Source organism: Zunongwangia sp. SCSIO 43204, assembly GCF_019904275.1.
Taxonomy (GTDB): Bacteria; Bacteroidota; Bacteroidia; order Flavobacteriales; family Flavobacteriaceae; genus Zunongwangia; species Zunongwangia mangrovi.
This window is the reverse complement of record NZ_CP063204.1, coordinates 3,743,466-3,755,838: the sequence shown is the minus strand read 5'-3', so window position 1 is coordinate 3,755,838 and position 12,373 is coordinate 3,743,466. Positions and strand designations below refer to the sequence as shown.

Here is a 12,373-nt window from a genome sequence, read left to right as displayed (position 1 = left end):
TAGTATCTATTTTTGTCGAATTTGAGATATTAAAAAGGGTGACAATTTTGTCACCCTTTTTGTTTTTCCATTTATAATGAAAATTATGCTCTAATATGCCCGTCACCAAGCACATAATATTTATTTGTAGTTAACTGTTTTAGACCTAGTGGCCCTCTATGGTGTAACTTATCTGTACTAATTGCAAGCTCTGCACCTACGCCCATTTGTCCACCATCAGTAAATCTGGTTGAAGCATTATGGTAAACTGCAGCACTATCTACCTGCTCCATAAATTTGATCGCTTCATCCTTTTCTGTAGTAATAATAGAAGCCGAATGTCCGCCAGAATATTTGTTAATCTTTTCGATAGCAGCATCTAAGCCATCGATACTACCAATAACGATCTTCATAGCAAGAAACTCTTCGTACCAGGTAGATTCAGATGGAATGCTATCTTCTTCGCTAAGCACTTTTTTCACATCATCATCAACTAGAATGTTTACTTCATTTTCTTTAAACATTTCTTGAAGTTCTTTCAGTTTAGCTTCATAATCTGGAAGATTAACATCCACAAGCACTTTATCTAATGCATTACAACCCGAAATTTTATCGATTTTCGCGTTTAGCATCACTTTTTTAGCGGTTTCAAAATCGGCATTTTTAGAAACATAAAGGAAATTATTTCCTCTACCACTAACTAATACTGCACCAGTGGCGTGTTCTTTTACAAATCCAATTAATCGCTCACCACCTCTTGGTACAATTAAGTCTAATTGTACTGGTGGATTTTTAAGAAATTCCTGAGTCTCTGGACGGCTTAGGTGTAATAACTCGATCCAGTCTGAACTTAAATCATTTTCCTTAAGCGCCTCATGCCAGCATTCTACAAGAATTTTATTACTGTTAATTGCTTCTTTACCACCTTTAAGGTAAATTTTATTATTTGCTTTAAAAGCAAGCACAGCAGCCTCTATGGTAACATCTGGTCGAGATTCGTAAATAATCATGATGTTTCCAAAAGGAGCCGTTTTATTTGTAATATCAAGACCAGTATCAAGTTTTCTATGCTCGATAGTTTGCCCTACAGGATCTTCCTGTTCCATTACTTGTTTTACCGAAGTAATCATACCATCCACCTTCTTATCGTCACAAACCAAACGATCGTACATCGCCTGATCTCCTTCTCCAAAAGCTTCAAGATCCTTTTTATTTTCTGTGATAATAGCCTCTCGTTTTTCATCCAGGATACGCATCATGGATTTCAAAACATTATTTTTTTTATCTGAATTTAAAAGTATCATTTAATCTGCTTTAAGTTTTTAATTAGTTAATTTCCCGATAATCGAGATTATATCTTAGCGTTTAAGCTGATTAGTTTATGAAGTAAATTTAGTTCCCACTGGTTTACCTCTCATAATATCAAGAATTACATTAGGACGTTTACCGTTCGCAATGTAGGTCGTAATATTTTTAGCAGCGGTTTCTTTAGCGATCTTAATTTTAGACTCCATTCCGCCTCGGCCTTCACCTTCACCTTTATCAGATTCCTGAACGTATTTTTCGACATTCTGGTCAATCTGTACTTTATTTAATTTTTCTGAATCATCATCATCTGGATGCCCTGTATAAAGTCCGTCTGTATCACTAAGAATGATCAATGAGTCTGCACCAATTAACTCGGCAACTAAACTTGCTAATTCATCATTATCAGAGAACATCGACATAGTTACAGAAACTGCATCATCTTCGTTTGCAATAGGAATAATTCCTTCTGAAAGTAAAGATTCATAGCAATTGATCATATTCTCTCTATGTATTCCAGGGCTAAAATCTCTTTTTGTAGCAAGAACCTGAGCACAACGCATTCCGTAGTCGTGGAAAATTCCGTAGTAATGTCTCATCATTCTTGGTTGTCCTACTGAAGAATATACCTGTCTTCTCTTAGAAGGATCGTGAACGTTGATTTCTCCAAGAATTTCTTTTCCTGCAATCGCCGAACCTGAAGATACCAAAACGGTCATGACGTCTTCTTCATAAAGTTCTGATATTTGTTCAACTAAATGTTTTAGAACGGGTCCTAAAATTCTATTGTCTTTGTTGGTCATTACATTAGTCCCAACTTTTACAACAATTCTTTTCTTCTGATTTTCCATTATTAAGTTTGATAGTGTTAGTTAGTAGATTATTTGCCTTCTCCAAGTTCTACTGCGCGGTCAAATGCAGCATAAGCAGCTTCCTTAATCAGTTCCTTTACGTTATTATCGTCCATAGAATCTAATGCAGCACGAGTAGTTCCTCCTTTAGAAGCTACACGTTCCATCCATGTATCTGGCGACAAGTCATGTTGGTTAAATAGTTCGACAGCGCCTTCAAAAGTCTGACTAACAAGAACTCTACTATCATTTTCAGAGAATCCCATTTTAAGAGCAGCTTCTAACATCGATCCCATAAAATAGAAAACATAAGCTGGTCCACTACCACTAATACCGGTAGAAGCGTCGATGTAATTTTCATTTTCAACTTTTATGGATTCTCCGGTAGTATCTAAAAGATTTCTTACCATTAAAAGCTCTACTCTAGATACTTCTTTAGCCGCAGTATAAGATGTTACACCTTTACCAACCTGTGCAGGTAAGTTAGGCATAGATCGAACAACTTTTTTAACTCCTAAACCATCTTGAATGGTTTTAATAGTAACCCCTGCCATTAGGGAAACAAATATTTGCTCATCATTTACCATAGGTTTGATCTCTTCGAACAAGCCTTCGATGTGGTAAGGTTTTACAGCCAGAAAGATAATATCTGCCTGAGGAAGGCAGTGGTCTACTTTATCGAAAACATCAAAATGGTCTACTTTACTTAAGTCGGTAATAACTTCGGCAGACTTATCGAAGATCATAAGATTTCTTCGATTTAGAAGACTGCTTTTCGCCATGCCTTCGGCGTAAGTAAGTCCCATATTTCCTGCTCCAATAACTAATACTTTCATTTCTGTGTTTTTCAATTTTGTTGTGTGGCCTTCTGCCACGATATTTAGTTAAACTTGTCCTTTATTGTTCAAAGACCGTGCGAGCCAAAAAATAATTTGGCGGCACAAATTTGATTGGCATTTAATATAAGATGAAATTGTTTTAACAAAATCTCAACAAGGGTTAAAGAATTGTAAAAAGTGAGAAATGACAATTAATGAGTTAAGTTGCCTTAGAGCTATGTAGAATGGGTGAATATGATTGATATAAATTGCGAATCTCTGATTATCAGGAATATTTTAAATGTTAAATTTTGCTAATAAAACACTAGTGATATACGTGAATGTTCACTTCATTGAATATTCTTATAATCGATAGTTTTTTCTTATAGCTGCCGAACTGACAAATGTAACTGTTAAGCTGGCAGGGATTATGGAAGTTATTGATTAAAATGTGTACTAAATCTTGTGAATAACGTGCATTTTAAAAGCATTTGTAGTATAAAATGTGTTTTTTAACCAATATATTTGAAGTTTACACGTGTAAACTACTGCTCAAAGAATTCAATGACTAGAAATAACAAACTAACACCAAAGGTTAAACCTAGAGAAAACAAAAATGCAAAATCCAGAATTATTGCTGTAGGAGCTAGTGCTGGAGGTTTAGAAGCTTTAAAAGCATTTTTTAATGGTATTCCTGAAGAGGATAATAATACTTATGTGGTGATACAGCATCTTTCTCCAGATTACAAAAGTATGATGGGAGAATTACTTGCAAAATCAACTAAATTCCCAATCAAGCAAATAAAGGATGGAATGGAGATGGAAGAGAAGACCATTTATCTTATTCCTCCAAAATGTAATTTATTAGTTGATGATGGCTGTCTTAAGCTTGTAGAGAAACCAGAGCGAGCGCATCTAAACTTGCCTATAGACATGTTTTTGGAGTCTCTTTCTCAATATCAAAAGGAAAAATCTGTGGCTGTTATACTAAGCGGTACAGGTAGTGATGGGACCAGAGGAATTAGAGCAATTAAGGAAAAAGACGGCATGGTGATGGTGCAGGATCCTGAGCAGGCAAAATTCGATGGGATGCCGCAAAGTGCCATTCAAACCGGGCTTGTAGATTATATTTTGCCAGTAGAAGAAATGGGCGAGGAGCTAAGAAAGTTTATTAACGCTCCGCTTGTTTTCGATATAGAAAATCATGACGTTGAATTTGATCAAAAAACGATTTCTAAGATTCTTCATTTAATAGATGAAAAAACAGGTCTTGATTTTAGAGAATATAAGTATTCTACGTTAGCGAGAAGAGTAGCTAGAAGAGTGAATGTTTGTGGTTGCAGTAGCTTAGAGGAATATTACGATATGTTACTTCATAACGATGAAGAAATTCCTATGCTATACAGGGAATTTTTAATTGGAGTAACTAATTTCTTTAGAGATAAACGAGTTTGGGAAATTATTGCAGATGATCTAATTCCAGAACTTGTAGAGTCAAAAAAGGATAATGAGGTTCTTAAAATTTGGGATGTAGGCTGTAGTACAGGAGAAGAGGCTTATTCTTTCGCCATGTTGCTTCACGAAGAAATGCAACGACAGGACAAAATGCTTGAAGTTAAGATCTTCGCTACAGATATTTCTCAGGAACATTTAGATATTGGTAGTGCAGGAATATATTCAGAAAGTGTTGTAGCGAATGTTGAAGATAAATTTCTGAAGAAGTTCTTTATCAAGAAACCAGAAGGTTATCAAATCGTAGAGAAAATTAGAAGAATGGTGATTTTCTCTAAACATAATATTATAAAAAATCCGCCATTTAGTAATATGGATATGGTGGTTTGTCGTAATCTGCTAATTTATTTCCAGTCTACTATACAGAAGAAGACGATGGATGTGCTTCATTATGCACTTAAAGAATATGGTTTTCTTGTATTAGGTACCAGTGAAAGCGTTACGTCCCATAGAGATTCGTTTGAGGATATTAGTCGAAAATGGAAGATCTTTAGAAATGTTCATCCAAGATCGAGAATTAGAACTCAAAATTTACGATCTACCACAGGAAGAACTCATGTCGATCAGGAAGAAAAACGCAGTTCATCACGCCGTAGTGATAATCGTACTTATAGTAATAGCAAGCAAAAGTTTATAAACGAACTTAACGAAGCGATTATGCAGCAATTTGGAGCTGCAAGTGTATATGTAGATTCCGAATTCAATATCATGGAAGCGGTTGGTGAGTTTAGAAAATACGCTAATCTGCCGGTTTCAGGATTTACCACTAATCTAATCGAGATGCTTAATAAAGATCTTAAGCATGTCGTACAGTCTACCACTAAAAAATCTGCCAAAGAGAAGAAAAGAGTGGTTTACCATGATGCAGTGGTAAAAGAAGGAGACGGATCTGTGATGAAATTAGATATTGTGGTGAAGCCTTTTAAACCGAAAAACCTTGATAACGAAAGTAATTTTGTATTAACTTTTATCGAAAAAGAGGTTAATGAAGAAGATACGATCGAGGTAGAGCAGGTAACTATTAATGGGCGTACTCAAGAATATATTTCTGAGCTTGAAGAAGAATTGAAGAAAACCAAAGAAGAACTTCAAACTTCATTAGAAGAAATAGAAACCAGTAATGAAGAACTACAGGCAGCTAACGAAGAACTTTTGGCTTCTAACGAAGAATTACAAAGTACCAATGAGGAACTTCAGAGTGTAAACGAAGAAATTAATACGGTGAATGCTGAGAATATCCAGAAAATGGATGATCTTGCTCAGCTTAATGCCGATATGAATAACCTGCTTGAAAGTACTAATATTGGTACTATATTCTTAGATAGCGATCTTAGAATAAGAAAATTTACACCTGCAATTAAAAAGCACTTTAGTCTAATAAATAGTGATATAGGCAGGCCTATCGATAACTTCACTACCAATTTTGGAGTAAATAGAGGGAAAGGTTTAGTAGATCGTTGTAATAAAGTGATGGAAACCGGGAAAATATTAGAGCGTAATATTCTTTCTAAAGAAGGAAGAAATTATCTGCAACGAATTTCCCCATTTAGAAATACTGAAGAAAATACAGAAGGTATCGTAATTACCTTTGTAGATATTGAATCACTTCAGAAGGCTAAAAACAAATTACTAGCTAGTGAAAGAAGATTTAAATCTTTCTACGAAGAAGATCCTGTTTTACACTTTAGTGTAGATCCAAAAACTTCAGAAATTGTACAGTGTAACCAGGAAGCAGTAGAAAAACTGGAATACGATTCTAAAGAAGATATTATTGGAAAGCCGATTTTCGAGCTTTACGAAGACGAATCTAAATTAAGAGCCTTACGTCTTAATAAATTATTCCAGGAAAAAGGAGAGCTTAAGAACGTAGAGCAGGAAATGGTGACTAAGAACGGAAAAATAGTTCCGGTGATCATGAACTCTACTGTAGAGCTTGATGAAAATGGAAACGGAATTACCAATAGATTTACCTGTGTAGATATTTCAGAATTAAAACAGGTTCAGGACGAGTTGCAGCAACAAAAAAGAGACCTGCAAAGAGCTAATCACGATTTAGAACAATTCGTATCTATCTGTTCGCATGACCTTCAGGAACCTCTAAGCACTATTAAATTTGGTAGTGATATCTTAGGAAAGATTTATTCAGATAAATTAGATCAAAAAGGAAAAGATTATATTCAGTATATCGACGAAGCTTCAGATCGTTTATCAGCACAGATAAAAGCATTACTGGAGCATTCTCGTATTGGTAGAAACACCAAGAAAAAACTTGTCGACACCAGAGAATTGGTAGAGGTCGTAAAATACGATCTTACCAAGAGAATAAAAGATACGAAGGCCAAAGTTCATGTGGGAAGTTTGCCAAAATTAAAGGTTTTTGAAGTAGAGATGCGTCTTTTATTTCAAAATTTATTGAGCAATGCCCTAAAATATTGTGCAAAAGATAAGACTCCAGAAGTTCGAATTTCGGCTTATCAGGAAGATGAATATTGGGTATTCTCTATAATGGATAACGGAATTGGTATTTCTGAAGAAGATCAAAAAAATATTTTCACCATTTTTAACCGTGTACCAACAGAAGAGAAATATGAAGGAACAGGAGTAGGATTGGCACACGTACATAAAATTGTGCTATTGCACGGTGGTTCGATCTGGGTAGATTCGCAACCGGGAGTGGGTAGTACATTTTATTTCAAAATCAAAGCAAAGTAGATGAGTAAAACCGCATATAGCGAACAAGAAGTAAATATCACAAATTGCGACAGGGAGCCTATACATATTATAGGTAAAGCTCAGGAACATGGTGTTATCGTTGTTTGTGATTTAAATTCTTTCAATGTTTCGCAATGCAGTGAAAATATTGAAAATATTCTGGGAATTTCCCATACTGAAGTTTTAGGTAAACCTTTAAAGCAGGTTTTATCTAAAAAAGTAGCAAAATCTTTTAAAAAGAAGTTTAAGAACGAAGACTCTTTATTACCCGAAAAATTAAAGATCGGGGAACAAAAGTTTTTATGTATTCCTTCGATTTCTGGTGAGCATCTTATTATAGACGTAGAGCCTTCAGGAAAGTCATTAGATCCAGTTCATTTTCAGGAACAATTAACCAAGATCTTAACCGAACTTGACGAATCTGAATCTGTAAACGATATGTGCCAGCAAGCTGCTTTGCTTGTTAAACACTTATTCGATTACGATCGAATCATGATCTATAAGTTTGACGAAGAATGGAATGGAGAAGTTGTTGCTGAAGTAAAAGAACCAGAATTAGACAGCTGGTTAGGTTTGCATTATCCAGCTACCGATATTCCTAAACCTGCGAGAGAAATTTTTATGAAGCAGGGAGTAAGAATTATTAGTGATGTAAATTACAGGGCATCCCCTATAAATCCAGAAATTTCGCCTGTAACCGGGCGGCCATTGGATATTTCAACCTCAGAGTTACGAGCTGTTTCTCCAATTCATATCGAATATTTACAGAATATGAAAGTTGGAGCTTCTCTAACCGCAGCGATCGTGCTAAACGGCGAGCTTTGGGGATTGGTTGCCTGTCATCATTATTCACCAAAATTTATAAACTACCACCAAAGGCAATCTTGTTTGTTTTTAACGCAAGTTTTTTCAAATAAACTGGCACTTAAAACAACCAAAACTTTTTTAGAAAACACTTCGAAGTCTGATGAGGTTAGGAAAAAGCTAGTCTTACAAATAACTTCGATACGAAGTATTGAAGATGCGCTTTATCGTTTCGATCCAAAATTCACAGATCTTATTGAATGCAGTGGTGGAGCATTGGTGATGGACGGAGAAATTTATCTTTCAGGAGAAACTCCTAAAAAAGCTGAGCTTAGACAATTATGTGATGAATTTTTAGCTGAAAAAGAAGTGTATTTTTCAACAAAATCGCTCTCTGCAGTGTACCCAAAAGCAGCAGCTTTTAAAAATATAGCATCGGGAATTCTAAGTGTACAAATAAGTGAGCAGGATGCTAATTATATCATGTGGTTTAGGCCAGAAGCTAAGGAAACGGTGAACTGGGGAGGAAACCCTGAAAAGAATGGCTTTGTAAAAGATGGTATAGAATATCTAACACCAAGAAAATCTTTTGAACGCTGGACAGAGAAGAAAAATGGTGTAGCAAAACCCTGGCAGGATTATGATCTAGAAGCGGTAAGCAGTTTAAGAGAAAGTATCGTCCATATTCTGGTAAAACAGCAAAAAGATAAAATTGATAGCCTAAACGGTCAATTAGTTGAAGCCAATAAAGAACTAGAAACCTTTAGTTATAGTGTTTCTCACGATTTAAGAGCTCCTTTAAGAGGTATAGATGGATATGCCAGGATCTTAAAAGATCATTATATGGATAGGCTGGATGATTATAGTCAAAAAGCCGTAAATACCATCGTAAGATCGGCTTCAGAAATGGATACGCTTATCGATGATATTTTGTCTTATTCCAGGGTTGGACAAACAGATTTGGCTAAGCAGGTGTTGTCGATGAGACAAATTGTAGAAAATGCTCTGGACGCTCAAAATGTCACAAGTAATTATCCAAATACCATTATTAAGCTTGAAGAAAAATTGCCAAAGATCGTTGGCGATCGTAGAATGATCGCTCAGTTGGTGAATAACCTAATAAGCAACGCATTAAAATATAGTGGGAAAAAAGAGCAACCAGTTGTAGAAATTGGGTATTATAGGAAAAACGATCAAACAACATACTTTATAAAAGATAATGGCGTAGGATTTGATCCTAAACATAAGAACAAAATTTTTGAAGTATTTTCACGAGTGGCCACAGAAGATTTCAAAGGCTCGGGAATCGGACTTTCTATCGCTAAAAAAGTGGTAGATAAGCATAAGGGTGAGTTGTGGGTAGAAACAACTCCTGGTGAAGGTTCCTGTTTTTATTTCAGTCTGCCAGATATAGAAGAATAGGGAGTTTTTATAAAATTATTTCGTATTTTTCAGCCATCAAACCAAACTAACTAGATGATAAAGACTGCACTTAAGATATTGCTGGTAGAGGATTATGACGTCGATGCCGATCTTATCACTATGCAAATTCAGAAAATCGTAGAGAATCCTGAAGTAAAGATTGTAGATAATGTAGAAGATTGTAAGGATAAATTACACAATTTCGTGCCAGATGTTGTATTGTCAGATTACAACCTACCAACTTGTACTGGTCTGGATATTCTTCAAGTTGTAAAGCAATTTGATGATAATTTGCCATTTATATTCGTTACCGGGACAATAGATGATGACGAACTTGCGGCAAATACAATTTTATCTGGAGCCTCTGGATTTATTCTGAAAAAGCACATGAATACTCTTGGTGAAAAATTGAAACCATTACTTAAAAAAGTGGTGTTCAATATGCTGGAGAAAGAAGAACTTCGCGAAAAAATACGTCGAAATAAGATTGCCGTAAACCAGATCTATCAATATCTGGACGATATTAATGCTGAAAATGAAGAGCAGCGAATAAGTCTTAATAAAATTCGTGCGAATATAGAAAGCATAACACTCGAGAAAGACAATGCTGCAGACGCTTAGAGAACAAACAGCCACATTACACAAAGAAATCGAAAAGGATAATACTGCAGGTTTGATCATGGATCACAGTATTACTCTTGAAGAATATAAATTGTTATTGCTTCAAAACTATTTAGCTTATAAAATAGTGGAGGACGAAATTAAGCAATTTGAGTCTGAATTTTCTACGGATAAAAGCGAAAGACTGGCTGAAGACCTCACTGCACTAAATATCGATTTTCATTCGCCTCTAATACATTTTGAGGATCAATTTCATTGTAAAGATAAGATTGAAGCTCTGGGAGCTGCGTATGTTTTAGAAGGTTCTGCAATGGGCGGAATGCTTATCGCAAAAGAACTTCAAAATTGTACAAAATTGGCTTCAATTTCTACACATCATTTCTTTAACGGAGATCGCAAAAATGTGCAAGGTTGGAAAGAGTTTATGAAAAGAGTGAATGCCAGGGAGTTTTCAGAAGAAGAAATTCAGAAAGCAACACTTAAAGCTCAGGAAACCTTTAGGTTTTTTGGGAAGATCTTTGAGTACAATCCACAATTTTCAGCTTAATTATAATAATTTCTTTCAAATAATATACAATTTGACTAGGTTTAGGTTTTCGATTATACTCCTAAACCTATGAAAAAGATCTATACCCCACTATTTCTTATTATTGTATGTTTTGCGCCATTATTTCCAGGTTTTGCGCAAAGCGGCCGTATTCCTGTTTCTTCAGAAAAAGGGATCGTTACCAGTAGTCACAAACTCGCTTCTCAGGCGGGAGCGCAGATTCTTAGTGATGGCGGCAATGCCGTAGATGCTTCAATTGCAACGGCTTTTGCGCTTGCGGTAACTTTACCTTCTGCCGGAAATATTGGTGGTGGCGGATTTTTGGTGTATCGTGGAGAAGACGGTACAGAAGCTACTTTCAATTTTAGGGAAAAAGCACCTTTAGCAGCTACAGAAACCATGTATCTTGGTAAAGACGGAAAAGTGAAAGACAATGCTAATCACGACGGATTGTTAGCGGTTGGCGTGCCGGGAACGGTTGCCGGACTTTATAAAGCGCATCAAAAATTTGGAAATTTAGATTGGAAACAGCTTTTAAAACCTGCTTTAAAATTAGCAAAAAAGGGATATCCAGTAAGTGAGGATATGCAGTGGTTTTTAAAGTGGGTTAAGGAACACCAAGAAGAATACGCAAGTACTGCAGCGATATTTTTAAAAGAAGATGGGAGTCTTTATAAGAATGGCGAAATTCTGATTCAGAAGGATTTATTTAAGACCTTAAAACGAATTCAAAAGCATGGACCAGATGGGTTTTATAAAGGCAAAACAGCCGAATTGTTCGCCGATTTTATGGCAAAGAATGGCGGAATTATTACTGAAGAAGATCTTGCTAAGTATGAAGCTGAAGAAATGAAGCCCATCAAAGGCACTTACCGTGGTTATGATATTATTGGAATGCCACCACCAAGTTCTGGCGGAGTTGCTGTGGTTGAAATGCTGAATATTCTTGAGGGCTACGATATGACTGAATTTGGACAAAATTCGGCTATTTCTTTACATTTAATTACCGAAGCAATGCGCCGCGCTTTTGCAGATCGCGCGATGTATTTGGGAGATACCAACTTTAATCCTAATATGCCTTTAGAAGAACTGACTTCGAAAGATTATGCTGAAAAACTTCGAAAATCGATTTTGATGGATGCAGCCTCAGAGAGTGATTCGGCTAATTTTAATAAAGCGCATTTAAAATATGAGAGTAAAGAAACCACACATTTATCTGTTGTAGATAAAGAAGGCAATGCGGTTTCGCTTACTTATACTTTAGAGCAGAGTTACGGTTCTAAGTATGTGGTAGAAGGAGCTGGATTTTTACTGAATAACGAAATGGGAGATTTTAATCCAATTCCGGGTTACACGAATTCACGAGGTTTGATAGGTACAGCTCCTAATTTAATTGCTCCGGAAAAACGAATGCTTTCCAGTATGAGTCCGGTGATCGTCGCAAAAGACGGAAAAACAGTGCTAGCAATTGGCAGCCCTGGTGGTAGGACGATCATTAACACTGTGCTTCAGGTTATTTTGAATACCATAGACTACGATCTGGATATTGCTAAAGCGATAGAGTCGCCAAGAATTCATCATCAATGGTTACCCGATATAACTTATTTTGAAGAATGGGGATTTTCTCCAGATACCAAAAGAATTTACGAAGAAATGGGACACGAACCTGACACAAGAAGCAGCCAGGGTAGAGCGATGGGAATTTATATTGATCCTGAAACCGGAATGCGCTATGGCGCAGCAGATTCCAGAAGTTATAGCGGCGGAGCTGTAGCAGAAATGGAAGATTAAGTTTATTGGCA

The 12,373-nt window shown here is 36.1% G+C and carries 8 protein-coding genes; 5 read left to right on the top strand and 3 right to left on the bottom strand.

What is annotated here, in order from left to right; translation table 11 throughout:
- Positions 1 to 83: 83 nt before the first annotated feature.
- From INR75_RS16645 to proC, 3 genes are all read right to left on the bottom strand, one after another.
- The gene (locus INR75_RS16645) at positions 84 to 1,283 is read right to left on the bottom strand and encodes a glutamate-5-semialdehyde dehydrogenase (protein ID WP_223089675.1); all 1,200 of its coding nucleotides are present in this window, start codon (positions 1,281 to 1,283) and stop codon (positions 84 to 86) included.
- 75 nt (positions 1,284 to 1,358) lie between these two features.
- On the bottom strand, positions 1,359 to 2,135 hold the full coding sequence (gene proB / locus INR75_RS16640; RefSeq protein ID WP_092542254.1) for a glutamate 5-kinase: 777 nt from the start codon (positions 2,133 to 2,135) through the stop codon (positions 1,359 to 1,361).
- A gap of 29 nt (positions 2,136 to 2,164) precedes the next feature.
- Positions 2,165 to 2,971, bottom strand: coding sequence for a pyrroline-5-carboxylate reductase (gene proC / locus INR75_RS16635; RefSeq protein WP_223089674.1), 807 nt, complete (start codon positions 2,969 to 2,971; stop codon positions 2,165 to 2,167).
- Positions 2,972 to 3,517: 546 nt separating this feature from the next.
- Here proC and INR75_RS16630 point away from each other — a divergent pair.
- The 5 genes from INR75_RS16630 (at position 3,518) to ggt (ending at position 12,362) form a co-directional block, all read left to right on the top strand.
- Positions 3,518 to 7,177 (top strand): CheR family methyltransferase, encoded by a 3,660-nt coding sequence (locus INR75_RS16630; RefSeq protein ID WP_092542256.1) that lies wholly within the window; start codon positions 3,518 to 3,520, stop codon positions 7,175 to 7,177.
- Positions 7,178 to 9,403: an ATP-binding protein gene (locus tag INR75_RS16625; protein WP_223089673.1), complete on the top strand. Its 2,226-nt coding sequence runs from the start codon at positions 7,178 to 7,180 to the stop codon at positions 9,401 to 9,403.
- 54 nt (positions 9,404 to 9,457) lie between these two features.
- Entirely contained in the window at positions 9,458 to 10,024 is a 567-nt protein-coding gene (locus INR75_RS16620; protein WP_084840101.1) for a response regulator, read from the top strand.
- Positions 10,008 to 10,571 carry a biliverdin-producing heme oxygenase gene (locus INR75_RS16615; RefSeq protein WP_223089672.1) on the top strand — a complete coding sequence of 188 codons (564 nt, stop codon included), beginning with the start codon at positions 10,008 to 10,010 and terminating at the stop codon, positions 10,569 to 10,571. The genes INR75_RS16620 and INR75_RS16615 overlap by 17 nt, the downstream gene beginning before the upstream one ends.
- Before the next feature lie 69 nt (positions 10,572 to 10,640).
- Entirely contained in the window at positions 10,641 to 12,362 is a 1,722-nt protein-coding gene (gene ggt, locus INR75_RS16610; protein ID WP_223089671.1) for a gamma-glutamyltransferase, read from the top strand.
- Positions 12,363 to 12,373: the final 11 nt, after the last annotated feature.